The sequence below is a fragment of the Lentzea californiensis genome (assembly GCF_024648825.1).
Lineage (GTDB): Bacteria > Actinomycetota > Actinomycetes > Mycobacteriales > Pseudonocardiaceae > Lentzea > Lentzea californiensis.
Map to the genome: position 1 here is coordinate 309,923 of NZ_JANBBE010000007.1, position 23,077 is coordinate 332,999.

General features: G+C 69.8%; 24 protein-coding genes, 1 pseudogene and 1 riboswitch. Of the genes and pseudogenes, 15 read left to right on the plus strand and 10 right to left on the minus strand.

What is annotated here, in order from left to right; translation table 11 throughout:
- Positions 1-98: 98 nt before the first annotated feature.
- Positions 99-503, minus strand: a pseudogene (locus LX88_RS25915) (transposase); the annotation flags it as partial.
- A 620-nt stretch (positions 504-1,123) separates the two neighbouring features.
- On the opposite strand from LX88_RS25915, the gene LX88_RS25920 reads away from it, so the two are divergent.
- Genes LX88_RS25920 through LX88_RS25950 form a run of 7 tightly spaced genes read left to right on the plus strand, consistent with a single transcriptional unit; the run spans position 1,124 to position 6,919 of the window.
- The gene (locus LX88_RS25920; RefSeq protein ID WP_258950406.1) at positions 1,124-1,942 is read left to right on the plus strand and encodes a metallophosphoesterase family protein; all 819 of its coding nucleotides are present in this window, start codon (positions 1,124-1,126) and stop codon (positions 1,940-1,942) included.
- On the plus strand, positions 1,943-2,587 hold the full coding sequence (locus LX88_RS25925; protein ID WP_258950407.1) for a 4'-phosphopantetheinyl transferase family protein: 645 nt from the start codon (positions 1,943-1,945) through the stop codon (positions 2,585-2,587).
- Positions 2,588-2,621: 34 nt separating this feature from the next.
- Complete coding sequence (locus tag LX88_RS25930) at positions 2,622-3,371, plus strand: amidohydrolase family protein (RefSeq protein WP_258950408.1); 750 nt, start codon at positions 2,622-2,624, stop codon at positions 3,369-3,371.
- Positions 3,368-4,114, plus strand: a complete 747-nt coding sequence (locus LX88_RS25935; RefSeq protein WP_258950409.1) for an amidohydrolase family protein — start codon at positions 3,368-3,370, stop codon at positions 4,112-4,114. Before LX88_RS25930 ends, LX88_RS25935 begins: the two co-directional genes overlap by 4 nt.
- On the plus strand, positions 4,111-5,334 hold the full coding sequence (locus LX88_RS25940) for an ABC transporter substrate-binding protein (protein WP_258950410.1): 1,224 nt from the start codon (positions 4,111-4,113) through the stop codon (positions 5,332-5,334). The genes LX88_RS25935 and LX88_RS25940 overlap by 4 nt, the downstream gene beginning before the upstream one ends.
- Positions 5,334-6,134 carry a carbohydrate ABC transporter permease gene (locus LX88_RS25945; RefSeq protein ID WP_258950411.1) on the plus strand — a complete coding sequence of 267 codons (801 nt, stop codon included), beginning with the start codon at positions 5,334-5,336 and terminating at the stop codon, positions 6,132-6,134. The genes LX88_RS25940 and LX88_RS25945 overlap by 1 nt, the downstream gene beginning before the upstream one ends.
- Positions 6,131-6,919, plus strand: coding sequence for a carbohydrate ABC transporter permease (locus tag LX88_RS25950; protein ID WP_258950412.1), 789 nt, complete (start codon positions 6,131-6,133; stop codon positions 6,917-6,919). Before LX88_RS25945 ends, LX88_RS25950 begins: the two co-directional genes overlap by 4 nt.
- Here LX88_RS25950 and LX88_RS25955 read toward each other — a convergent pair.
- Positions 6,900-9,725, minus strand: coding sequence for an AfsR/SARP family transcriptional regulator (locus LX88_RS25955; protein WP_258950413.1), 2,826 nt, complete (start codon positions 9,723-9,725; stop codon positions 6,900-6,902). The two genes, LX88_RS25950 and LX88_RS25955, sit on opposite strands and share 20 nt — an antisense overlap.
- Positions 9,726-9,952: 227 nt before the next feature.
- Here LX88_RS25955 and LX88_RS25960 point away from each other — a divergent pair, with 227 nt between their 5' ends.
- The 3 genes from LX88_RS25960 to LX88_RS25970 all read left to right on the plus strand — a co-directional run bounded on the left by LX88_RS25960 (position 9,953) and on the right by LX88_RS25970 (position 12,544).
- Positions 9,953-10,450, plus strand: coding sequence for a ricin-type beta-trefoil lectin domain protein (locus tag LX88_RS25960; protein WP_258950414.1), 498 nt, complete (start codon positions 9,953-9,955; stop codon positions 10,448-10,450).
- Positions 10,451-10,492: 42 nt separating this feature from the next.
- Positions 10,493-10,933, plus strand: a complete 441-nt coding sequence (locus tag LX88_RS25965) for a hypothetical protein (protein WP_258950415.1) — start codon at positions 10,493-10,495, stop codon at positions 10,931-10,933.
- A 132-nt stretch (positions 10,934-11,065) separates the two neighbouring features.
- On the plus strand, positions 11,066-12,544 hold the full coding sequence (locus LX88_RS25970) for a glutamate-cysteine ligase family protein (RefSeq protein ID WP_258950416.1): 1,479 nt from the start codon (positions 11,066-11,068) through the stop codon (positions 12,542-12,544).
- A gap of 42 nt (positions 12,545-12,586) precedes the next feature.
- On the opposite strand, the gene LX88_RS25975 is transcribed toward LX88_RS25970, so the two are convergent.
- Positions 12,587-14,272 carry a cellulase family glycosylhydrolase gene (locus LX88_RS25975; protein ID WP_258950417.1) on the minus strand — a complete coding sequence of 562 codons (1,686 nt, stop codon included), beginning with the start codon at positions 14,270-14,272 and terminating at the stop codon, positions 12,587-12,589.
- A 157-nt stretch (positions 14,273-14,429) separates the two neighbouring features.
- Between LX88_RS25975 and LX88_RS25980 the strand changes: the two genes are divergently transcribed.
- The 4 genes from LX88_RS25980 to LX88_RS25995 are packed head-to-tail and all read left to right on the plus strand — an operon-like array spanning position 14,430 to position 18,460.
- Positions 14,430-15,491 carry an ATP-binding protein gene (locus tag LX88_RS25980; RefSeq protein ID WP_258950418.1) on the plus strand — a complete coding sequence of 354 codons (1,062 nt, stop codon included), beginning with the start codon at positions 14,430-14,432 and terminating at the stop codon, positions 15,489-15,491.
- Positions 15,492-15,526: 35 nt separating this feature from the next.
- Entirely contained in the window at positions 15,527-17,101 is a 1,575-nt protein-coding gene (locus LX88_RS25985; protein ID WP_258950419.1) for a vWA domain-containing protein, read from the plus strand.
- Entirely contained in the window at positions 17,101-17,769 is a 669-nt protein-coding gene (locus LX88_RS25990; RefSeq protein WP_258950420.1) for a DUF3800 domain-containing protein, read from the plus strand. Before LX88_RS25985 ends, LX88_RS25990 begins: the two co-directional genes overlap by 1 nt.
- Complete coding sequence (locus tag LX88_RS25995; protein WP_258950421.1) at positions 17,762-18,460, plus strand: class I SAM-dependent DNA methyltransferase; 699 nt, start codon at positions 17,762-17,764, stop codon at positions 18,458-18,460. The genes LX88_RS25990 and LX88_RS25995 overlap by 8 nt, the downstream gene beginning before the upstream one ends.
- On the opposite strand, the gene LX88_RS26000 is transcribed toward LX88_RS25995, so the two are convergent.
- From LX88_RS26000 to LX88_RS26025, 6 genes are all read right to left on the minus strand, one after another.
- Positions 18,453-18,791: a hypothetical protein gene (locus tag LX88_RS26000; RefSeq protein WP_258950422.1), complete on the minus strand. Its 339-nt coding sequence runs from the start codon at positions 18,789-18,791 to the stop codon at positions 18,453-18,455. The two genes, LX88_RS25995 and LX88_RS26000, sit on opposite strands and share 8 nt — an antisense overlap.
- A gap of 16 nt (positions 18,792-18,807) precedes the next feature.
- Positions 18,808-19,245: a maleylpyruvate isomerase family mycothiol-dependent enzyme gene (locus LX88_RS26005; protein WP_258950423.1), complete on the minus strand. Its 438-nt coding sequence runs from the start codon at positions 19,243-19,245 to the stop codon at positions 18,808-18,810.
- Positions 19,245-19,655, minus strand: a complete 411-nt coding sequence (locus LX88_RS26010; RefSeq protein WP_090068945.1) for a type III secretion system chaperone family protein — start codon at positions 19,653-19,655, stop codon at positions 19,245-19,247. The genes LX88_RS26005 and LX88_RS26010 overlap by 1 nt, the downstream gene beginning before the upstream one ends.
- Positions 19,580-20,287 (minus strand): DUF998 domain-containing protein, encoded by a 708-nt coding sequence (locus LX88_RS26015; RefSeq protein WP_258950424.1) that lies wholly within the window; start codon positions 20,285-20,287, stop codon positions 19,580-19,582. Before LX88_RS26015 ends, LX88_RS26010 begins: the two co-directional genes overlap by 76 nt.
- 72 nt (positions 20,288-20,359) lie before the next feature.
- Positions 20,360-21,088: an SDR family NAD(P)-dependent oxidoreductase gene (locus LX88_RS26020; RefSeq protein WP_258950555.1), complete on the minus strand. Its 729-nt coding sequence runs from the start codon at positions 21,086-21,088 to the stop codon at positions 20,360-20,362.
- A 32-nt stretch (positions 21,089-21,120) separates the two neighbouring features.
- On the minus strand, positions 21,121-21,978 hold the full coding sequence (locus tag LX88_RS26025) for a LysR family transcriptional regulator ArgP (protein WP_258950556.1): 858 nt from the start codon (positions 21,976-21,978) through the stop codon (positions 21,121-21,123).
- A 99-nt stretch (positions 21,979-22,077) separates the two neighbouring features.
- Here LX88_RS26025 and LX88_RS26030 point away from each other — a divergent pair, with 99 nt between their 5' ends.
- Positions 22,078-22,626: a LysE/ArgO family amino acid transporter gene (locus tag LX88_RS26030; protein WP_258950557.1), complete on the plus strand. Its 549-nt coding sequence runs from the start codon at positions 22,078-22,080 to the stop codon at positions 22,624-22,626.
- Here LX88_RS26030 and LX88_RS26035 read toward each other — a convergent pair.
- A complete protein-coding gene (locus LX88_RS26035) occupies positions 22,592-22,759 on the minus strand; it encodes a hypothetical protein (protein WP_258950425.1) in 168 nt (55 codons plus the stop codon). The genes LX88_RS26030 and LX88_RS26035 overlap by 35 nt on opposite strands.
- A gap of 64 nt (positions 22,760-22,823) precedes the next feature.
- Positions 22,824-23,035: riboswitch (cobalamin riboswitch) on the plus strand.
- Positions 23,036-23,077 lie beyond the last annotated feature (42 nt).

Below are 23,077 nucleotides of genomic sequence, written 5' to 3' on the forward strand. Positions count from 1 at the left end.
GCGCCAGCCGGCAGCCCCGACTCCACCCACCCAGAACAAAAACGCCGGAGCCACCCTTCCTCAGGGTGACTCCGGCGAAGCCGAAACCGAAAACCTCAGCTGGCAGCCTTGGCAGCCCGGCGATCCGCAGCGTCCAGAACGGCCCGAACCCAGTCGAGCTCGTCAATCCCACAGGCCCCCTCAGCCGCGGCACGACGAAGCCGGACCCAAAGCCCCAGATCGGTCCACTCCTGGAACCGCCGGTGCACGGTGGGCACGGTCACCCCGAACGAGGCCGGCAGATGCCGCCAAGCGCACCCGGACGACAGCACGAACACGATGGCGGTGAACACCGACCGGTTGCACACCCGCCCGCGCCCGCCACCCTGCCGGCGCACCTTGGCGGGCGGGATCAGGGGTTCGACCACGGCCCACAGGTTGGCGGACACCAGGCGGGACGAGAGTTGTTCGATGACGTCACCGCGGCCGGGTTCCTGCTCCGAGGGCCACGCGGTCGTGCGCATCCAGGCGTCTCGGGGGGCCATGTCGGCGGGGCGCGGGTCCTGGCGGGCGGACTCGGCTCGCTGGCGGGAGCGGAGGAGGGTGGCCAGGGCCATGTCCTCGGCCGTGTTGCGGCGCTGGGGGACGGCGTAGGCCTGGTGCTGCTGGGCGTGGCGCGTGATCTCGGCGCCCACCGTGCGGCGGAACGACGGGTTGGCCGCCAGGCGCGGGTCCACCGGCTGGCCGTAGCGGAGCGGGGCCTGGCCCACCGCCGCTTGTCGCGGTGGGATCTGGCGTGGGGGGACGACTGGGCGTCCTGGCACCTGGCGGGGCGGGACCTGCCGCGCCAGCCGCGGGTCCGGGGTGCGAGCGAACTGCGAGTCGGTCATGGTGTGGTCCTCCGCCAGGACTTTTCCGTCAGGTGACAGCACTCACAGTAAGAAGGCAGTGCGAAAACAGGTAAGTACGTAGGCCATGAAAGGCGATGAGCGGCCCCGCAACGGCGACGCGCGGCTCGTCCTGTTGAGACGAGTGGTGCACTGTCTGCGACGAACGGATAACCGGTCGTGGTACCGCTCTCACGATCGGGTGGCGCGCCGGGAGGGGATGATCTCCTCGTTGACGCCCCGGATACCGTCGAGGCGTGAAGCTCTTGGCCACCAGCGACCTGCACGTCTCCTACCAGGAGAACCGCGACGTCGTGGCAGCGATCGCCCCGCCGGACCCGGCTGACTGGCTGATCATCGCCGGGGACGTCGCGGAGAAGTTCGACTCCATCGAATGGACGCTGCGGACGCTCCGGCCGAAGTTCGGGCGGGTGATCTGGTCACCGGGCAACCACGAGCTCTGGACCACCAAGGACGACGTCAACCAGTCCCGCGGCGAGGTGCGCTACAAGCAGCTCGTGGAACTGTGCCGCAGCCTTGACGTGATCACGCCCGAGGACCCGTACGTCACGTTCGACGGCCCTAAAGGTCCGGTTACCGTCTGTCCGCTCTTCCTCGGTTACGACTACTCCTTCCGGCCGCCGGGTGCCACGGACGTGAAGTCGGCCCTCGCCATCGCGCACGAGGCGGGTGTGGTGTGCACGGACGAGTACTTCCTGCACCCCGACCCGTACCCGTCCCGCGAGGCCTGGTGCGAGGCGCGCGTGCGGGAGACCGAGGAGCGGCTCGCCCGGATCAGCGGGCCGACCGTGCTGATCAACCACTACCCGCTCGTCCGCGATCCCACGTTCGTGCTGCGCTACCCCGAGTTCGCGCTCTGGTGCGGCACGTCGCTGACCGCGGACTGGCACCGCAGGTTCAACGCGGTCGAGATGGTCTACGGCCACCTGCACATCCCCCGCACGACGCACTACGACGGCGTGCGCTTCGACGAGGTCTCGCTCGGCTACCCGCGCGAGTGGAAACCACGCGGCACCACCCAGGTGAAGCTGCACGACGTGCTGCGGGAGTCATAAATGCTGGAGCAGTTGTTCCCCCCACCCATCGCGGTCGTGGAGCGCTACAACGACGACGAGCCCGTCGAGCTCTTCCCGGAAGAGGAGGCGCAGCTCGGCAACGCCGTGCCCAAGCGCCGGTTCGAGTTCGGCACGGTCCGCGCCTGCGCCCGCGAGGCCATGCGGGTCCTGGACGTGGCACCCGCCGCGATCCTGCCGGGCCCGAAGCGCGAGCCGCTGTGGCCGGACGGCATCGTCGGCAGCCTCACGCACTGCGCGGGCTACCGCGCAGCGGCGCTCGCGAGGACGAGCGACTTCGAGACGATCGGCATCGACGCCGAACCGCACCTGCCCGCGCCGGACGGCGTGCTGGGCGCGATCGCGATCCCTGCCGAGCTCGGCAGGATGGCCGGCCTGAAGGCCGAGGACCCGAAGATCTGCTGGGACCGGTTGTTGTTCAGCGCCAAGGAGACCACCTACAAGGCCTGGTTCCCGGTCACCCGGCGCTGGCTCGGCTTCGAGGACGCGGACATCACGCTCGACGCCGGCGGCACGTTCCACTCGCGCATCCTGCTGCCCGACTCCCCGATCGCCGGGTTCGACGGCCGCTGGCTCGTGCAGGGCGACCTCCTCATCACCGCGATAGCCGTGCCCGCGCGCGTGTAGGGCACGTGTAGGGGTGGTCAGCACACTGATCACCATGGTGTTCAGGCCTCCCCTGCCCGCGGTGCCCGCCGAACGGCAGGAAATCGACCTCGACGTGGACGTCCTGTTCGGCGCGGTGCCCAGCCGGGACCTCGACGCGTCGATCGGCGCGGTGGACGAGCAGCTGAGCAGTCACGGAATCAGGCGGGGGCTGGTCTGCTCGCTGCGGGGCGGGTTGTTCGACGCGTGCTCCGGGAACGACGAGATGCGCAAGGCGACGGAGCAGACGGGGCACGTGCCGGTGGGAACCGTCGACATCCGGGACGCGCTCACGGCGGAGGAGGAGATCGTCCGGCTGGCCGCGAGCGGGGTGCGGTTGTTGCGGCTCTTCCCGGTCGAGCAGTGGGTGGAACCGGACTCACCCGGCCTGGCGCACGTCATCGAGGTCGCGACGGCGAGCGGGCTCACGTTGCTCACCAGCGGGGACGTCAGCCGGTTCTGGCGGCCGTTCAGCGGGACGCGGGTGTGCTTCCTGGACGTGCACTCGTACCGGGTGGCGGACTTCGTGGTCCTGGCCCGCCGCGAGCCGGGGTTCGTGGCGTCCACCCGGATGCTGGTCGGACCGGACAACATCGAGCGGATCGCGGGCGAGGTGGGCACCGACCGGCTGGCGTACGGATCGCGGGCTCCGCTGCACGACGTGATGCCGTCGGCGCTGCGGCTGCGGACGGCCAGGTTGACCGAGCAGGAATGGCGGCAGGTGGCCGGGGGAACGGCCACGGGATGGCTGGGGGACGGATCGTGATCATCGACGTGCACGCGCACGCCGGGCCGTGGTTCTTCTCGACCGAGGTGGGAGCGGTCGAGACGAACATCGAGCTGATGGACCGGTACGGCATCGACCTGCAGATCGTGTCGGCGTCGGAGGCCGTCACGTACGACATGGTCAGCGGCAACAGGTGGATGGCGGAGGTGCTCGCCGCGCACCCGCGCCTGCTCGGCTACCTCGTGATCAACCCGAACGAGCTCGGCGAGGCGGCCAGGGAACTGGAGCGCCACCAGGCGACCGGGCGGTTCGTGGGGGTGAAGATCCACACGACGTACCCGGACCTGCCGCTGACGTCCACGGCGACCACGGAGGCGTTGAAGCTCGCGGCGCAGGCAGGACTGCCGGTGCTGATCCACACCTGGGACGACGGTGTGCTGGGCCTGGTGGACGTGCTGGAGCGGCACGAGGAACTACGGATCATCGCCGGGCACATGGGTGGCCCCGCGTGGCGGACCGCGGTCGACGCGGCGTGCCGCACCGACCGGCTCTACCTGGAGCCGTGCTGCTCCATCACCGATCGCGGCAGGTTCCGGTACGCGCTCGACCGGGTGCCGCTCGGCCAGATGCTGTTCGGCACGGACAGCACCCTGGTCGACCCGGCGATCGCGCTGGGCGTGATCGCCGACGCGGACGTCACCGAGCACGAGTACGAGCACGTGATGTGGCGCAACGCCGCAGGTCTCTTCGGCATCGAGACGACAGTGGGGCTCGCGGCATGAGGAAGTGGTTCCTGACGGCACTCGTCGTGGCACTCGCGGGGTGCGGCACGGCCGATTCCGGCCGGGACACCGTGACCCTGTGGATGTACCCGGTGATCGAGGACCGGACGCGGAGCGAGGAGTTCTGGCGGGACGTCGAGACCGGTTTCGAGGCCAGGTACGGCGTGGACCTCGAGGTCGAACTGCAGCCTTGGCGGAGCAGGGAGGAGAAGCTCGGCGCCGCGCTGATGTCCCGCAGCGGCCCGGACGTCGTGCTGCTGCAACCGGACATGATCCCGCAGTACGTCGCTCAGGGCGCCCTCCAGCCGGTCGGCGACGTCGTGACCGGCGCCGAGCGCGCGTTCCGGCCCTCGGCCCTCGCCGCGGTGACCGTGGGGGACCAGGCCTACGGTGTGCCGCTCTACCAGACCGTCACCACCACCGTGTACAACCGGAAGCTGTTCGCCGAAGCCGGGATCACCGAGTTGCCGCGCACGTGGGACGAGGTGCGGGCGGCCGCGCCCAAGCTGGCCGCGAGGGGCGTTCCGGTGCTCGACTACTCCGGTTCCACGGAGTCCACGCTCAACCTCACCTTCTACCCGTTGCTGTGGCAGGCGGGCGGCACCGTGTTCAGCGCGGACGGCACGAAAAGCGCTTTCGACTCCCCACAGGGCATCGAGGCGCTGCGGTTCCTCGTCGACCTGGAGAACGCGGGCGGTCTGCCGGACGGCGCCGCGACCAAGGGCTCGGGGCCCGCGAACGAACCGGTCGTGACCGGCAGGGCGGCGATGGCCCACGCCGCGACCGCCGCCCAGGCCCGCGCCGTCATCGCGGGCGTCGGCGAGCAGGACACCGTGATCGGGGCGCCGCTGCGGGGCAGGGTGCAGGCGACCTTCGGGATGCCGGGCGCGGTCACGTTGCTGCGCGCCGCGAAGAATCCCGATGCCGCCCGCCACCTGCTCACCTACCTGGCCTCACCGCGGGTGACCGAGGAACTGTGCGCCCGGTCGGGGTACTTCCAGCCGTGGACGACCGCGACATCGGCGCCCGCCGACGCGGTGAGCAGGACCTTCACCGAAGCGCTGCCGTTCGCCAACGCGGGTGACACGCATCCCCGGGCGCGCAAGGTGATGAGTCTGCTCGCACCGCATCTGCAGGCCGCGCTGCTCGGCCGCGCCACACCGGAGCAGGCGCTCGCCGAGGCGGCCCGGGAGGTCGACGCGATGCTCGGCCGGGGTTGATGCGCCGGGCGTTCACCACGCTGGTGTTCCTGCTGCCGGTGCTGGTGCTGTTCGGGGTGTTCCGGTTCGTGCCGATGGCCGGGATGCTCGGGCTGAGCCTGACCGACTACCGGCTGGGTGGCGACTGGCGGTTCACCGGCACGGCGAACTACGCGGATCTGTTCCAGGACGCGGTCTTTCTGAACAGCCTGGCCACCACGCTGGGCTACGTGGCGCTCTGCGTGCCGCTCACGGTCGCGGTGGCACTGGGCACGGCGCTGCTGCTCAACGCCGCGCGGTGGGGCCGTCGCCTGTTCCGCGCGGCGCTGCTGGCGCCGTACGTCACGAGCCTGGTGCTCGCCGGGGTCGTCTGGCGGTGGATCTTCGGACCGCTGCTGGACTCCCCTGCGTTCGTGCTGCCCGCGCTGGCCGTCGTCGGGGTGTGGAAGGGCTTCGGCTACGCGACGGTGATCCTGCTCGCGGGCGTCCAGACCGTGCCCGCCGACTGCGTGGACGCCGCGCGGGTGGACGGCGCGAGCGCCTGGCAGCGGTTGCGGCACATCAGGTTGCCGCTCCTGCGCCCCGCGCTGCTCTTCGTGGTCGCCGTGGAGACCATCGGCGCGTTCCAGGTGTTCGACACGGTCTACGTGATGACCAACGGCGGTCCGATGAGGGCGAGCTACACGCTGGCGTACGCGATCTACGACTACGGCTTCACCCACCTCACCTACGGCCGTGCCGCGGCGGCCGGCGTGGTGCTCTGGGCCGTCATCCTGCTGGTGTCGCTCGTGCAGCACCGTGCGTTGGAGAGGAAACCATGACGCGGCAACGGTTACTGACAGCGCTGCTGGCGGTGATCACGCTCGCGGCGGTGAGCCCGTTCGTGTTGATGCTGGTGATCGCGCTCTCCCCGTCAGACGAGCCGACCCTCCCGCACGGGCTGCCGGGATCGCTGACGTTGCGCAACCTCACCGAGGTGTTCACGACCTCCGGCCTGCCGCGGTGGCTGGTCAACACCTCGGTGTACGCGGCGGTGTCGGTGGTGGTCGTGCTGCTCTCGGCGTCGATGGCCGCGTACGTGTTCGCCCGCAAGCGTTTTCCCGGACGTGACGCGCTGCTGTGGTCGTTGGTCGCGACCCTGATGGTCCCGGTGCACACCGTCGTGATGCCGTCGCTGCTGCTGATCGCCCTGATGGGCTGGGTCGACACCTACTGGGGCCTGATCGTGCCGACGCTCGCCAACGCGCAGGCCGTCCTGCTGCTGCGGCAGTTCATCCGGGCGCTGCCCGACGAGGTCTTCGACGCGGTGCGGATCGACGGCGCCGGCGACTGGCGCACGTACTGGCACGTGGTGCTGCCGATGTGCCGGCCGGTGCTCGCGACGCTCGCGGTGTTCGTGTTCCTGTGGCACTGGAACGACTTTTTGTGGCCGCTGGTGGCCGCGCGGTCAGGCTCGATGTACACGCTCACGGTCGGGCTGTCCGCCGTGAGCGCGGAGCACCTCGGCCTGCCGGAGGTGATGTCGGTCGCCGCCGTGACCGCGCTGCCCTGTCTGCTGGTGTTCGCGCTGCTGCGGCGGCACCTGTTCAGCGACCTGGCGCGGTGAGCCCCAGTTCGGTCAGCGCCTTCGCCGTCCTCTCCAGGTGCACGGGCATGTCGAGCAGTCCGAACAGCCGCGACGCCTGACCGAAACAGGCGACGGCCTCGTCCACGCGGCCGGTGCGGTACGCCACCCAACCGAGGCTGTAGAGAGTCTCCGCCTTGCCGACGCTCTCGTCCGCCGGGGAGAACACCACCTGCGAGCGGGTCATCAGCTCGGCTGCCCTGTCCCCGTCACCCTGCCGCGCGTAGACGGCGGCGAGGACGTGCAACGCCAGTGCCTCGTCACGAGGGCAGGACGCCGCGCCGAACAGCTCGATGGACTCCATCAGGGCGCGTTCGGTGGCCTCCAGGTCGCCGCGGGCGTTGTGGTGCAGGCCCATGCTGAACAGCGTGCACGCCCGCCCGTACGCGCACCCGAGCTCGGCGAAGATGGCCAGCGAGTCGTTCAGGAAGCACTCCGCGGCGTCGAGACGGCCCTGGTTGCGGCGGACGACTCCCAGTCCCTGCAACGAGAACGCCTCACCGCAGGCGTCCTCGCAGTCGCGGAACACCGCCAGCGCGCGGGTCAGTTCGACGGCCGCGTCGTCGTGCTGCCCGTGGAACATGTGCACGCTGCCGACGCCGAGGTCGGCGTAGGCCTGGCCGTGCACGTCGCCCAGATCGGCGAACAACCCCTGCGCCTCCAGGAAGTGCACGTTCGCCTCGTGGAAGTGGTCCCGGTAGAACGCCAGCGCGCCGAGCCCCTGGCTCAGGACCGCGCGGTGGTACCGGTCCCCCGCCCGCTGCGCGGCCTCCAGCGCGAACGTGTGGGTCCTCCGCCACAGGTCGTAGTGGCCGCGCAGGTCGAACAACGTGGTCAGCACGCAGGCGACGTCACAGCCCAGCGCCGTCATGCCGAGCGAGATGGCCTGCCCGGCCACCGCGACGAGTGGGTCGCGTTCGGTTTCCAGGAACGTGAGCGGATCGCCGATCGGCACGTCCGGCGCGGAGCCGTGATCGAGCAGCCGCACCTTGAGGAACCGGCACGGCAGGTCGGCCTCCGCCCGCACGGCCAGGTCCAGCCACGCGGTGAACGCCCTGCGCAGCGCGCCGGTCCGGTCTGCGGCAGTGTCCTGCTCCTGTGCCCGCTCGCGCCCGAACACCCGCAGCAGCTCGTGGAACCGGTAGCGACCCGGACCGGCGGACTCCAGCAGGTGCGCGTCGGCGAGGCTGTCGACGATCTCCTCCGCGTCCGGCACCTCGGCCTCCAGCAGCGGACCGGCCACCCAGCCGGGGAAGTCGGGGGCGTCCAGCAGGCTCAGCAGCCGGAACGCCCGTTGCTGGTCCCCGGTCAGCGCCTGGTAGCTCAACGCCAGGCTGGCGCGCGCCTCCAGGTCGTCGATGCGCAGTTCGTTGAGGCGCGTGCCCTCGCACGCCAGCCGGGCGGCCAGCCGCCCGACCGTCCAGTGGGACCGCCTGGCCAGCCGCGACCCGGCGATCCGCAACGCCAGTGGCAGGTTGCCGCAGTAGCGCGCGACCTCGGCGGCGGCGAGGGGGTCCGCGGTCATCCGGTCCTGCCCGGCGATCGACGCCAGCAACCGGACCGAGTCCCGCGGGCCGAGAACGTCGAGGTGCACCGCGTGCGTGCCCGCCGTCTCCACGAGCTGCACCCGGCTGGTGATCAGGACCGCGGACCCCGCCGACCCCGGCAACAGCGGCCGGACCTGTGCCATGCCCGCCGCGTCGTCCAGCACGACGAGCACCTGCCGTGCGGCGAGTTGCGAGCGGTACAGCGCGGCCTGGGCGTCCAGGTCGTCCGGCACCGCGTGCGGGTGCACGCCGAGCGCGATCAACAGCTCCGCGAGCACGGTCGCCGGATCACGCGGCGACGGCGAGGTACCGCCCAGCCGCACGTAGAGCTGCCCGCCGCTGAACTCGGGCCCGACCTCGTGCGCCACCCGCACCGCGAGCGCGGTCTTGCCGACACCCGCCTTGCCCACGATCACGGCGGGTCTTCGCTCTTCCGTCAGGATCCTGACCAGCTCGGCCGTCTCGCCCGAGCGCCCGACGAAGTCCTCCGCGCCGACCGGCAGCTGCATCGGCCGCACCACCCGCGGCGTCGAGGACGTGCCGCGCAGCACCTCCTGGTGCAGCCGCCGGATCTCGTCGCACGGCTCGACCCCGAGCGCCTCGACCAGCACCGCCCGCAGCGCCCGGTAGGTCTCGAGCGCCTCGGCCCGGCGCCCGGCCCGGTGCTGGGCGAGGATCAGCCGGCGCCACAGCCCCTCCCGCAACGGCGACTGCCGCACCAGCGCGCTCAACTCGGTGATGACGGTGCCGAACTGCCCGGCCGCCAGGCGTGCGTCGGCGAAGTCCTCGCGTGCGGCGGTGGCCATCTCCTCCAGCCGCACCACCTCGCCCTCCAGCCACCCGCACCGCGGCACGTCCTCCAGCGGCTCACCCCGCCAGCCCGACCACGCCTCCTCCCAGACCGCCACCGCCTTCACGGCGTCCCCCGAGGCCAGCGCGGCCCGCGCCTCCTCGGCGGAACTCTGGAAGAGGGTGCTGTCGAGCTCGTCCAGCTCGACGTGCAGCCGGTAGCCGCCGCTGTCGGTGACCAGCCGGTCCGCCAGACCGATCGAGGCCAGCTCACGCCGCAGCCGGCTCACGTGGGTGTGCACGTTGGCGATCGCCGACACGGGCGGCCGCTCACCCCACAGCGCCTCGATGAGCCCGGGCACGCTGATCGGCTGCCGTGCCCTGACCAGCAACGCGGCCAGCAGCGCTCGCTGGCGCCGGCCTGCCTGCGGAAGGCGCTGACCGTTGTTCATGACGCTTAGCGGTCCGAGGACCGCGAACGCCGCTGTAGTAACCAAGGCTCCCCCACCCGGTCCAGTCGACGACTTCGGAGCGTAGCAGCGCTATCACGCTTGGACACGGGCCGAAGGTCTCCTTTGCTGTCGGACCGGTGTGGCCGGCATGTAGGTGCCGTGTAGATGGGCTCCCTAGCTTGGCTTTCAGACCGCGAAAGTCCGCGGTTCTGACAGAGGGGAACACGATGAAGTTCACCGGAATGCTGCGCCGGGTCGTCGGCGCGGGGGCGGCGCTCGCGGCGGTCGGGGCGATGCTGATGGCACCCGCCTCGGCCACGGCGGCTCCGGCGGCGCAGGACGACATCACCGCTGCGGGGATCGTGAACATCCTGCACGCGAGCTCACGCAACTGCCTGACAGCCAACGACCTCGGTGAGGTCGGCCTCCTTGTGTGCAACGGCTCGGCCGAGCAGCAGTGGAGCAACTACACGACTGGTTCGGTGGGAAGGTTCCGCAACGTGCAGTGGGACGCGTGTCTGGCATCAGACGGCGCGAAGGTCTTCATCATGAGTCGTTGCGACACGCCGTCGTCCGGGTGGACCTCGACTTCTGGCTCGCCGAGGTACATCAAGCACGGCGTGGAATCCAGCAAGTGCCTGCACACGAACAGCGGCTCGGCCGGCAAGTTCGCCTACCTGATCAACTGCGGCGAGGCCACGCGCTGGAGCGTCCTGCCAGCCTGACCTGCGGCACCCGGCGAACGCCACTTTCACAAAGGGGATCCGATGAACTTCAGGGGAATGCTGCGCCGAATCGCCGGCGCGGGGCTGGCACTCGCCGCCGTGGGCGCGGTGCTGATGTCGCCGGTCACGGCCACTGCGGCGCCCGCCGACGCGGGTCCGGCATCCATCACCGCCGACCCTTCCGAGCCGTGGGACCTCGTCTACGGCGCCACGAAGGCGTTCGGAACCGTGCGCTGGCACGCGCGTTCCGTCGACGTCGACTTCACGCTCAAGGCCAGCTACTGCCGCCGGCTCTACGTGACGCCCTACGACGCCAACTACAAGGAGTACCCCTCCAGGAGCACCAGCCTGCACTGCGACACCACCAAGACCGGCACCTTGAACCTCGTGGTGGACATCCCCGGCGGTCCCGCCCACGTGATCGCCTGTCTCCAGGACGGGGCCGACGACTGGCTCACCTGCGAGCAGTACGACCGCCCCTGACAGGTACCTCTGGGGGTAGAGCGGGCCGTCTCCCCAGGGACGGCCCGCTCTTCCGCAACAAGACACGAGTGTCGGCTTGATCAATCATGGTGCACAGTGGTGGGGTGAACCCTCGACCGCCGGGAGGCCACCATGGGCGAGGACGTCGCGAAGCACGAGTTCACCCGCGAGGACCGCACGCGGTACCGCACCAAGGTGCGGCGTTGTCTCGACGTGTTCGCGAGGATGCTGCGTGAGGCCCGCTTCGACTTCGAAAGGCCGATGACCGGCCTCGAGATCGAGATCAACCTCATCGACGAGCACGGCGATCCGGCGATGAAGAACCATGAAGCGCTGAACGTCATCGACGATCCTGACTTCGTCACCGAGCTGGGCCAGTGGAACATCGAGATCAACGTGGCCCCGCGCCGGCTCGCCGGTGGTGGCATCACGGCGTTCGAGGAGACCGTCCGGCGCAGCCTCAACTCCGCCGAGGAGAAGGCGCGCGAGGTCGGCGCGCACATGGTCATCAACGGCATCCTGCCGACCCTGCGCAGCAAGGACATCTCCCCTGACCTGCTCTCCGGCAACCCGCGTTACGCGTTGCTCAACGAGCAGGTGCTGGCCGCGCGCGGCGAGGACCTGCAGATCTCCATCGACGGCGTCGAGCGCCTGCACCTCACGGCGAACTCGATCGTCCCCGAGGCCGCCTGCACGAGCACGCAGCTGCACCTGCAGGTCAGCCCTGAGCAGTTCCCCGCCTACTGGAACGCCGCCCAGGCCATCGCGGGCGTGCAGGTCGCGATCGGCGCGAACTCGCCGTTCTTCCTCGGCAAGGAGCTGTGGCGCGAGACCCGCATCGCGTTGTTCCAGCAGGCCACCGACACCCGCGGCGACGAGCTCAAGGCCCAGGGCGTGCGGCCGCGCGTGTGGTTCGGCGAGCGGTGGATCAACTCGATCTTCGACCTGTTCGAGGAGAACGTCCGCTACTTCCCCGCGCTGCTGCCGATCACCGACGACGAGGACCCGCTGGCGGTGCTCGACAAGGGCGACACGCCCGCGTTGGGCGAGCTGAAGCTGCACAACGGCACCATCTACCGCTGGAACCGGCCCGTGTACGACGTGGTGCGCGACCGGCCGCACCTGCGCGTCGAGAACCGCGTGCTGCCCGCCGGGCCGACCGTCGTGGACACCCTGGCCAACGCGGCGCTGTACTTCGGCCTGGTGCGCGCACTGGCCGAGGACGAACGTCCACTGTGGTCGCAGATGAGCTTCCAGGCGGCCGAGGAGAACTTCAACGCCGCCTCGCGCAACGGCATGGACGCGCAGATGTACTGGCCCGGCGTCGGCACGGTGCCGGTGGTCGAACTGGTGCTGCGCCGGTTGCTGCCGCTCGCGCACGAGGGCCTGATCCGGTGGGGCGTCGACTCGTCGGAGCGTGATCGTTTACTGGGCGTCATCGAGCAGCGGTGCCTGAGCGGCGTGAACGGCGCCACCTGGCAGGCGCGGGAGTTCCACCGGCACTACGACCACACGCACATGGACCGGGCGGACGCGCTGCGCACGATGCTGCGGACCTATGTGGACCTGATGCACGCCAACGAACCCGTGCACACCTGGCCTTTGACGTAGCAGAACGGGTGTGGCCGCGAGCGGCCACACCCGTTCACTCGATCAAGACGTCGGGAAGTTGTCCGGAGTCCGGATGCGTTCGCGCACCCACACACCGGCCGGCTTCAGAACACTGGTGCCCGCGAACGTGGTACCCGAGCAGGTACCGGTCTTGAACACCGCACCGGTCAGGCCGTCGTCGGAGAAGTTCCAGTTGGCCCACGAGATCTTCTTGCGGGCCATCAGGTCGATGTACTTCTGCGACATGGTGAAGTCGTTCGTCCCGCCACCGGACGCGGCCTGCGTGCCGAACTCGGTCACGAACACGGGGACCTGGCTCGACACCTGGTCCAGGACGCTCAGGTACTCGTCGCGGTGGGCCTGGGCGTAGAAGTGGAACGAGTACATGAAGTTCGTCGCGTTGACCTTGTTGTTCAGCACCTGCGACGGGCTGTCGCCGTCGGAGTGGCCGAAGGTCGACCAGCCGTTCGTGCCCGAGACGATGAGGCTGTCCGGGTCGATGTTGCGGATGACCGGAATCATCTGCTCGGCGTAGGACTTGACGCTCGCCCACGACGTGCCGTTCGGCTCGTTGGCGATGTCGTAGATGATGTTCGTCTTGTCCTTGTGCCGGTTGGCGATCTCCGTGAAGAACGTCTTGGCGCGCGACAGGTTGTAGTTCGGGTCACCGGGCGAGAGCTGGTGCCAGTCCACGAGGACGTAGATGCCACGGCGCGTGGCCTCCTCGATGTACCCGTGCATCATGTCGGTGAACTTGCGGGGGTCGGTCTCGTAACCGTCCTCCTGGATGTACATGGCGACGCGGATGAAGTCCGCGTTCCAGTCGTTCACCAGCGCGTCCCACCACTGGGACTTGGAGCACTGGTGGTACCACTGGATGCCGTGCGTGCTCATGCCCCGCAGCTGGATCGGGTTGCCGTACTGGTTGCAGAGCTGCACGCCGCACACGCGCAGCAGGCCGTTGACGTCGTGCGGCCTGGTGCCGCCGGGCGTGCCCGGCTGGGTGCGCACCGAGATGGAGTTCGACGCCCCGGACAGGTTGCCCGCCGCGTCACGCGCCTGCACGGTGAAGGTGTACGCGGTGTCCGGCGTGAGGCCGGAGACCGTGTGGGTGGTGCCGGACGCGGTCTGCCCGTTGGACAGCACGTACCCGGTCACGCCCACGTTGTCGGTGGACGCGTTCCACGCCAGCGACACCGAGGACGCCGTGGTGCCGGTGGAGCGCAGGCTGCCGGGAACCGAGGGGGCCGCGGTGTCCGGTGTGCCCGGCTGGGCGTCGACGTCGACGCGGTCCAGGTTCGGGCCGCCGTTGACCGTCGTCGCGACGGTCCTGATCTTGTTCGAGCCCGCGTTCAGGGTGACGGTCGTGGACTTGGTGGTCCACGACGTCCACGCGCCCGTGCTCGGGAACGAGAGCTGGCTCGCCACCACCGAGCCGTTCACCGAGATGTCCATCGGGCGGTTCGCCGTCTGGCCGTTGGCGAACCGGAACGTGAGCGTCGCCGGACCGGCGGTGCCCGCGTCGACGGTGAACTCGACGGAGCTGCCGACCTCGTTGTCGTAGTTGACGAACCCCGAGCCGGTGAAGCCGGCGTGGTTCGACTCGACGAGACCGTTGGAGATGGTCGCGCTTTCCGCCTGGTACTGGACCGGTGCGGCGATCGCGACTGCCGGGACGACAGCGAGTGCCAAGGCTGCCGGGACGACCAACAACAGGGGTCTGGCCACAGGTGCCTCCTGTGTGAGGGGGACTGCAGGGCGCGGCGGCGATTTAGTTAAGAAGCTTTCCTGTCAGTAGTGGCTTGAATCACAGCACTAGACCTCTGCTCGTGTCAACAAAATCGGGCGACTGGAACCGACCGGGTTTGGCATCCTCGACCACCTGATGCGATCCACAGTCACCGTGACACCAGCACAGCTCCCGGAGGTGCTGCTGCACGTCGCCGTCGTCCGACCGGTCTTCCTCTGGGGAGCACCGGGTATCGGCAAGTCCTCACTCGTCCGCAAGTTCGCGACCGAACTGGGCCTCGAGTGCGTCACGCTGCTCGGCACGCAGCTGGCGCCGGAGGACCTCATCGGAGTTCCGGAACTGGTCGGTGGCCGGTCCCGGTTCGCGCCGCCGGAGTCCATCGCGCGGCACGACCCCTACTGCCTGTTCCTCGACGAGCTGAACGCCAGCTCCCCCGAGGTGCAGAAGGCGTTCTACTCACTGATCCTCGACCGCCGGATCGGCTCCTACGAGCTGCCGAAGGGATCGATCGTGATCGGCGCCGGAAACCGGGCGGTCGACAACGCCCTGGCGCGCCCGATGGCGTCCGCTCTCGTGAACCGCATGATCCACGTGCACCTCACGGCGTCCGCGCGCGACTGGCTGGCATGGGCGCGCGAGAGCAACATCCACCCGTGGGTGCTGGAGTACCTGACGCAGCGCCCGGACCACCTGTGGAGCGCGGCGCCGAAGGTCGAGGAGACGTTCTCGACGCCGCGTGGCTGGCACATGCTGTCCGACGCGCTGCACTCGTTCGGCGACGACATCTCCGAGGACGTGCTCGGGGTGCTGGCGTTCGGCACGGTCACCGCGAACCACGCGTCGATGTTCAAGGCGTACGTGAAGACCGTGCGCAACGCGTTCGGGCTGGAGGCCGTGCTGCGCGGGGACGTCCGCTGGCCGTCGGCACCCCAGGACCGCGACCTGCTCTACTTCCTCGGCGAGGCGTTCCGCGCGCGACTGGTGAAGGAACTGCCGCACGACAAGGCGCACGCGTCCGCGGCGGGCAAGCAGCTCGCGCACCGCGGCAAGGCGCTGCTGCTGGAGCTGGCGGAGCTGTCGCTGGAGATCGCGCAGATGGTGATCGCGGCCGACGACGACGGCAACCCGGTGCTGCCCACGTGGTTCCTCGTCGAGGTCACCCGCGATCTGCCCCGGCTGGTCGCGGCCCGCGCATGAGGAAGCGTGCCAGGGTCAGTGCGTATCCAGCCATCGTGGCGTTCGACGCGGCGGAGAAGCGGATCGCCGCCCATCCGCTGTTCGCCGCCCTCAGCTCGTACGTGTTCCGGCGCTCCGAGCACCCGTGGGCCGACATCTCGCTCGACGGCAAGTTGCTCGCCCACCCGTCACGGCAGGCGAGCGAGGACGAGTGGACGTGGGTGTTCGCGCATTGCCTGCTGCACCTGGGTTTCAGCACGCACTCCTGTGACGTCGTGCTCGACTTCCAGCCCGCGCTGAGGTTCGGCACGCGGCCACCGTCGTGGGAACCGGGCAGGTGTGTGCGAGGCAAGGAGTCGGAGGCCCCGGAGAAGTGGGCGGAACGGTTCGCCGCCGGGCTGTCCAACGCCGCCGCGGCCGCGATCGACGTGGCGGGTGGAGCGCGGTCGTCGTTGACGGATTCGCGGCCGGTGCGGAGTGAATGGGAGCTCGCGCTCGGCTGGTTCGTGTCGAACTACCCGCTGCTGGGCGCGCTGGCGTCGACGATGAAGGTCGTGGCGGACGCGGAACTGGCGCGGGGCTGGGACATCTCGATCGCGGCGGTGTCCACGGCCTCGGCCGAGATCTACGTGAACCCGCTGGCCGGCTTGACGAAGCAGGAGTGGCGGTTCGTGCTCGCGCACGAGATGCTGCACGCCGCGCTACGGCACTGCGACCGGGTCGGCGGGCGCGATCCGTACCTGTGGAACATCGCCGCCGACTTCGTGGTGAACGGCTGGCTCGTCGAGATGGGCGTCGGCTCGCCACCGGAGGGCGTGCTGCACGACCCGGAACTGCGCGGCCTGTCGGCGGAGTCGGTGTACGACCGGATCGCGGTGGACCTGAGGCGGTACCGCAAGCTGCTGACCCTGCGCGGGAACCACCAGGGTGATCTGCTCGGCGAACCGTTGCGCGGACCCGCCCACGTGACGGATCTGGACGAGTTCTACCGGCGTGCCCTGCTGACCGGCCTGAGTTATCACACGTCGTCCCGCGGACTCCTGCCCGCCGGGCTGGTCGAGGAGATCAGGGCGCTGGAGCACCCGCCGCTGTCGTGGGACGCCCAGCTGGCGCGGTGGTTCGAGGAGTTCGTTCCGGCCGCGGAGAAACGCCGCAGCTACGCGCGTGCGTCACGGCGGCAAGCGTCCACTCCGGACATTCCGCGGCCCGGCTGGGTGCGGCCGGAGTCGCTGGAGGCACGGCCGACGTTCGGCGTCGTGCTCGACACGTCCGGTTCGATGGACCCCAGGCTGCTCGGCAAGGCGCTGGGCGCGATCGCCTCCTACGCCGCGGCACGTGACGTACCCGCCGCACGCGTGGTTTTCTGTGACGCGATGGCATATGACGCCGGATACGTGCCCGTCGAGGACATCGCGGGCCGGGTGGCGGTGCGGGGGCGCGGCGGCACGGTGCTGCAGCCCGGCATCGACCTGCTCGAACGCGCGGACGACTTCCCCCCGGGCGGCCCGGTACTGGTGATCACCGACGGGGGGTGCGACGTGCTACGGATCCGGCGGGAGCACGCGTTCCTCGTACCGGCGGGCGCGCACCTGCCGTTCCGCGCGCGTGGCCCCGTGTTCCGGATGTCCTGATGGAGATCGCCTGCGACGAGTCGGGGTCCGAGGGCGAGAAGCTCGTCGGCGGGGTCACGGCGGTCTTCGCGCACGCCGGGGTGTCGCTGTCCGAGGCCGAGGCTTCGGCGTGCGTCGAGGCACTGCGCCAGATGATCAGGTCACCTGCCTTGGAATACAAGGCGAACCACCTGCTTCGGACGAAGAACCGCTGGGTGCTGCTGTGGTTCCTCGGCCAGGACGGTCCGCTGGCCGGTCGTGCCCGCGTGCAACTGGTCGACAAACGGCGGTACCTGGCCTCACGGGTGCGGGCGGAGTTCGGCTCGGTGACCGGACCCCTGGAGCTGTACAACGACCTGCTGCGCGCCCGTGGGCCGCGCGGGGCGCTCGACCCGTTGTTCCCGGCGATCCTGCGGGCAGTGGCGCAGTGGGACGGGCCGGTGTCGATCGTGCACGACCAGCAGCTGTCGCTGACCGGCGGGCGGATCCAGCGGCTCAAAGAACTGGCTCCACGGCTGGAAAGCCTCACGCTGGTCGACTCGCAGCACGACGCTCGCGTGCAGGTCGCGGACTTCCTGGCGGGCATCGCGCGACGGGTCGCGGAGGAGGAACTGAACGGAAAGCCGGACCGAGAGGTGATCGAGTTGCTGATGCCGTTCGTCGTCGGGCCTACGATGTGGAATGCCTGACGCCATATTCGCCGACCCCCGGTTGGCAAAAATCTACGACGCCTTCGACGGGCCACGCCTGGACCTGGACTTATATCTCGGGATCGCGGCCGAGGTCGAGGCGAGGAGCGTGCTCGACGTCGGGTGCGGTACAGGACGTCTGGCTGTGTTGCTCGCCTCATCCGGCCGGACGGTCGTCGGGGTGGATCCGGCGCTGGCCTCACTGGAGATCGCTCGCGCCAAGGACTCCCGGGTCACCTGGATCCACGGCGACGCCACCACGTTGCCCCAGATGTCGGTAGACCTCGCCACGATGACCGGAAACGTGGCGCAGGTGTTCCTCGGCGACGACTGGGAGGCCACGCTGCGGGGCGTGCACGGTGCGCTGCGACCCGGCGGGCACTTCGCGTTCGAGACGCGGCGGCCGGAGGAACGAGCCTGGGAGGACTGGGCGCGGGTGAAGCCGCGGGTGCTGGTCGGCGTGCGCGAGGAGTTCGACCTGCTCGAGGTGAGCATGCCGTTCGTGTCCTTCCGCCACACCTACGGTTTCCCGGACGGCTCGGTGATCACCTCGGACTCGACGCTGCGGTTCCGCTCGCGCGCGGAGGTCAGCCACAGCCTCGTGCGCTGCGGCTTCGAGGTCGTCGACGTGCGGGACGCACCGGACCGGCCGGGCCGGGAACACGTGTTCCTGGCGCGCAAGGTCAGCTGACGAGCACCGGCTGCTTCCAGGCCTGCACCAGCCACGGCAGGATCCTGGGCAGGCGGTCGGCCACGATGTCGTGCAGCACCAGCACGATCCGGCCGGTGCGGGCAGGGCCGGCGTCGAGCCACACCAGGTGCATCAGGACGCCGGTCTGCAGGTCGAGCCCCGCCTCCGCCTCCGCGAGGGCCGCGGGGGTGGCGGCGGCGGGATCCGCGACCTCGTGGTGCGCGAAGCCGGAACGGCACAGCTCAGGATGCAGTTCCACCAGGGACTGCATGGCGGCGGCGAGACGTCCGACGCCCAGCCCTGCCCGAACCTGCACCGTAATGGTTCTCACGTTAGGAGAGCCTAACCTAGGCCCACCCGGGATCGCGTCCGCTGAGTCCCAGGACACGGTCGAGCAGAGGCGCGTTCGAGCCGACCTCCACCGCGGCTCCGAAGAGCGAGCCGTCCCGGTCGTCCGGGCCGATCGACGACACGTTGCCGTGGACGACCTGGAGCAGGTCCTCCTCGACCTCGAACGGCTGCCCGGTCGCCTTCGCGAGTTCTGCCAGCCGCTGTGGAACGGACTCGCGGAAGTCGAGCGGCAGCCGGGACGCGTCGCCGGAACCCGCGCCTTCCAGCGGGGTCTTCAGCGCCGCCATCGTGAACGCGACGGACAGGCCGTTCACGTGGTCGAGCAGGTCGCCGACGGTGTAGCCGGGGCACGGGGTCGGCGCCTTCAGGTCGCCGTCCGTCACGGTGCGCACGAGGCCCGCGAGCCGGTCCGCCGCCGGGGTCAGGTCGAACATCAGTAACCGTCTCCGCCCCAGAACTGCTCCTCCAGCGTGTCCGCGGTACCGGCGAGCAGCTGGAGCGGGTCGGTGAACTCGTGGATGTCGAGGTCCTTGAGCGGCAGCGAGTGCCGCACCACGACGTGCTCCCCCATGATCGCGAGGCCGCACGCGACGGTGGAGTTGCCGACCTCCGCCAGCACCGCCCGCAGGTCGACGTCCTTGGCCAACCCGCACGGGGACGCGATCTGCACCCACTCGTGCATCTTGTCGAGCACTTCCCGGACGATGATCACGACCTGCGTGCGGTCGTCCTCGTCCTCCTCCACGTCTCCGAAGGTGCAGAGGATCCTCAGTTCCTCGCCCTCGTCGTGGATGACGTCGTACGTGGCGCGGACGTAATCCGCGAGGTCTCCCCAACTCGCCATGGCGCAACCCTACTTGCCGCGACGGCCCACAGCCCGACCACGAGCACAGCGCCCACCTCGGCGATGAGCAAGATCCTCTCTATGTAGCCCAACGGGAACACGCGCCACCACCGAACGTCGGACACCATGCCCAGCACAATGGCGTACAAGATCGGCATGAATGCGACAACGCTCAACAAACCGGACGCCATCGTCCACCGCGCGTGTTTCCCCCACACGTGGTCCCGCAGCCACGGCCGCGCGAGCAGGATGACGGCGATCGGCAGGCTGACGAACGCGAGCATGCTGCCGAACCGGTGGATGCTGCCGCTGAGCTCGTTGGTGCCCATGGCCCAGTTCGTCTTCGGGAACACCACCACGAGGAACAGGCCGGCCGACCACAGGGCGAGCGCGATCGAGCCGCCGGACCACCACCTCGTCAGCCCCTTGTGCGCCAGCACGCCGAGGATCGCGAGCGATCCGACGGCCAGCAGCACCACGGCGACGTCGAAGACCAGGCGGTAGTCGCCCAGGGCGTACTCGCTGATCGTGCGCCGCAGCGAACCGGCGGTCAGGTCCAGCAGACCGACCATGGTGATCGTCGCGACGACGGCGAGCGAACCGCCGATGGCGGCCAGGCGAGGTAGGAGCACGTAACGGACAACGTCCCGGCGAACGCGCGGGGTTCCTGGGTTCAGGAACCCGACAGGTCGCACCTGACAGGATCAGCCGAAGACGCTCCCGCACGTGATGTTGACCTGCGCTCCCGTGATCGCGCGCCCCCAGTCCGAGGCAGCGAACACCGCCGTCCGCCCCACGTCGCCGAGCGTCGCCGCCCGCCCGAGCAGCGTGTCGCCGACGATGTCCTCCTCGATGGGCGCCCGGTGCTCCGCCGGCACCGACTCGGGGATGCCTCCGGTCTGCAGGGTCACCACCCGCACGCCGCGCGGGCCGAGCTCGGCCGCGAGCTGGCGCCGCATCGACTCCACGGCGTCGAACGCCGCGAGCAGACCGCCGAGCTGCCACTTCCGGTGCGCCGACGGCTCACCGGTGCCGCCGAAGAACAGGATGACGCCGGAACGCTGCCGGATCATGTGCCGGGCCGCCGCCCTGGCCGTGAGGAACTTCGACCGGACCGCCGACACGACGGGACTCAGGTAGTCGTCGACGCTCATCTCGACCATCGGCGTGCCCTGGACGTCGTCGTCGGTGGTGACGTTGACGGAGATGTCGATCCGTTCGAACGCGGCGGCGTGCCGGTCCACCGCCTGCTCGTCGAGCGCGTCGACCACGGCGTACTCGGCGCCGAGCTCGGCGGCTTTCGCCTTGAGCGTCGCCTCCGTGCGGCCGGCCAGGTGCACCCTGGCGCCGGCCTCGGTGAACGCGGCGGCGATCGCGCCGCCCACGTTGCCCGCACCGCCGTAGATGACTGCGGTCTTCCCGTTGAGGTTCATCGGCTCGCCGGTCATGGCGTCGAGGCTAACTCCTACCGCAGCGCCACGCCCGCCTCGGCCGCGACCGCCTCGGCCACCGCGGTCAGCGCCGGCGAGTCGAGCTTCCACTGCTGCCAGTACAGCGGCACGGAGATGGTGCGGCCCGGCACGAGGTCGACGAGGCCGTCCTGGAGTTGTTGCGGTGGAACCATTCCCCAGCCGAGGCCCGCCACGATCGCCCGGACGTACACCTCGGACGACGGCACGTAGTGGCGGTGGTCCGAGGCGCCGCGACCACGGGTCAGCGTGCGCACGAAACGGTCCTGCAGGTCGTCGTTGCGGTCGAACACGACGACCGGCGCGTCCGGCAGCCACGACTTCGGCGGACCGTCCTCGTGACGCTCCAGAAACGACTCCGAAGCCATTGCCGCGTAACGGATCTCGCCCAGCTTGGTCACCGAGCAGCCCGCCACCGGCTCGCGCGAGGACGTCACCGCCGCCATCACCAGACCCTGCCGCAGCAACGCCGTCGTGTGGTCCTGGTCCTCACGATGGAGGTCGAAGGAGATCCGCAGGTCAGGTGACACCCGTTGCAGCGCGGGCAGGAACCACGTGGCGAGCGAGTCGGCGTTCACCGCGATGGGCACCCGCGCGACCGCGTCCTCGCCGAGTGCCGCGTCGAGGTCCTGGTCCAGGGCGAGCAGTTGGCGACCGTAGCGGACGATCACCTCGCCCGACGGCGTCAGCCGCACCGGGCGCGCCCGCACCAGCAGCACGCGGCCCGTCCGTTGTTCCAGGGCCTTGATGCGTTGCGAGACAGCGGAAGGCGTGACGTGCAGCGCGGTGGCCGCCGCGTCGAACGTGCCCGCGTCGACGACCGCGAGCAGCGTCCGCACCAGGTCGAGATCCATCACAGCGGCTAATGGTACTTAAGAATCTTTAGCTGGTTTCATCAAGACCGCGTAAATACCGTGGAACCCGTGACTGACCTGCTGCTCGGCTTCGGCACCATGATGACCCTGATCGTCGCGATCGGCGCGCAGAACGCTTTCGTGCTGCGGCAAGGACTTCGCCGGCAAGCGGTCGTGAGGGTCGTCGCCGTGTGCGCCCTCTCGGACGCGATCCTGGTCGCGGTGGGCGTCGCCGGCTTCGGCGTGATCGTGAAGAAGTTCCCACAGGCCATCACGGTCGCCGCGGTCCTGGGCGGGATCTTCCTGCTGGGATACGGGTTCCTGGCGGCGCGCAGGGCGTTCAGGCCCTCGGCGTTGAACGCCGGAACGGAGACGAGCAGCCGGCCCGTGCTGACGGCGCTCGCGCTGACGTGGCTCAACCCGCACGTCTACCTCGACACGCTGGTGCTCCTCGGCTCGATCGCGGCCGGCCGCTGGCTGTTCGGGATCGGCGCGGTGACGGCGAGCATCACCTGGTTCGTCGCGCTCGGGTTCGGCGCGCGGCTGCTCAGCCCGTTGTTCGCGAAGCCCCGCGCGTGGCGGGTGCTGGACGGCCTGATCGCCGCCGTGATGATCACTCTCGGGGTGGCCCTGATCGCCGGGTCGTGATCATCACCAGCACCGCCGCGACGGCCAGGACACCGCTCGTCACGGGTGCCGCCGCCCCGGCGAGAAGGGACGCCGAAGCGAGCCCCGCGCTGACCAGAGCACCGATGACGACCCGAGGCCGAAGATCATCCACGTTCTCGACCCTAGCCCACGACACGCGCATATTGGGTGGTGATCCAGACTTCACCACCACATGTAGTATCTGCCGCGCTAGTGGTTCACGGGCTCGGATCAACCGGGCCGGTGAGGCAAGAGGGAACCCGGTGGGAATCCGGGACTGCCCCGCAGCGGTGAGTGGGAACGAAAGCCGTCAACGAAGCACTGGGTCGCGAGACCTGGGAAGCGACGGCCGGTAGGCGCCAGAGGTACGCCCACGAGTCCGAAGACCTGCCATTGGTGTGCGCGCAAGCCTGCGCGCACGACACGGTGCCCCGAGGGAGGGCGGCTGTGT

Excerpts from the sequence above, each read along its gene's own strand:
- LX88_RS25970 (WP_258950416.1), top strand. The coding sequence starts at position 11,066 with ATGGGCGAGGACGTCGCGAAGCACGAGTTCACCCGCGAGGACCGCACG.
- LX88_RS26025 (WP_258950556.1), bottom strand. The coding sequence starts at position 21,978 with ATGGATCTCGACCTGGTGCGGACGCTGCTCGCGGTCGTCGACGCGGGC.
- LX88_RS25995 (WP_258950421.1), top strand. The coding sequence starts at position 17,762 with ATGCCTGACGCCATATTCGCCGACCCCCGGTTGGCAAAAATCTACGAC.
- LX88_RS25925 (WP_258950407.1), top strand. The coding sequence starts at position 1,943 with ATGCTGGAGCAGTTGTTCCCCCCACCCATCGCGGTCGTGGAGCGCTAC.
- LX88_RS25965 (WP_258950415.1), top strand. The coding sequence starts at position 10,493 with ATGAACTTCAGGGGAATGCTGCGCCGAATCGCCGGCGCGGGGCTGGCA.
- LX88_RS25950 (WP_258950412.1), top strand. The coding sequence starts at position 6,131 with ATGACGCGGCAACGGTTACTGACAGCGCTGCTGGCGGTGATCACGCTC.
- LX88_RS26005 (WP_258950423.1), bottom strand. The coding sequence starts at position 19,245 with ATGTTCGACCTGACCCCGGCGGCGGACCGGCTCGCGGGCCTCGTGCGC.
- LX88_RS25940 (WP_258950410.1), top strand. The coding sequence starts at position 4,111 with ATGAGGAAGTGGTTCCTGACGGCACTCGTCGTGGCACTCGCGGGGTGC.
- LX88_RS26030 (WP_258950557.1), top strand. The coding sequence starts at position 22,078 with ATGATGACCCTGATCGTCGCGATCGGCGCGCAGAACGCTTTCGTGCTG.
- LX88_RS26020 (WP_258950555.1), bottom strand. The coding sequence starts at position 21,088 with ATGAACCTCAACGGGAAGACCGCAGTCATCTACGGCGGTGCGGGCAAC.
- LX88_RS26010 (WP_090068945.1), bottom strand. The coding sequence starts at position 19,655 with ATGGCGAGTTGGGGAGACCTCGCGGATTACGTCCGCGCCACGTACGAC.
- LX88_RS25960 (WP_258950414.1), top strand. The coding sequence starts at position 9,953 with ATGAAGTTCACCGGAATGCTGCGCCGGGTCGTCGGCGCGGGGGCGGCG.
- LX88_RS25980 (WP_258950418.1), top strand. The coding sequence starts at position 14,430 with ATGCGATCCACAGTCACCGTGACACCAGCACAGCTCCCGGAGGTGCTG.
- LX88_RS25955 (WP_258950413.1), bottom strand. The coding sequence starts at position 9,725 with ATGAACAACGGTCAGCGCCTTCCGCAGGCAGGCCGGCGCCAGCGAGCG.
- LX88_RS25945 (WP_258950411.1), top strand. The coding sequence starts at position 5,334 with ATGCGCCGGGCGTTCACCACGCTGGTGTTCCTGCTGCCGGTGCTGGTG.
- LX88_RS25930 (WP_258950408.1), top strand. The coding sequence starts at position 2,622 with ATGGTGTTCAGGCCTCCCCTGCCCGCGGTGCCCGCCGAACGGCAGGAA.
- LX88_RS25990 (WP_258950420.1), top strand. The coding sequence starts at position 17,101 with ATGGAGATCGCCTGCGACGAGTCGGGGTCCGAGGGCGAGAAGCTCGTC.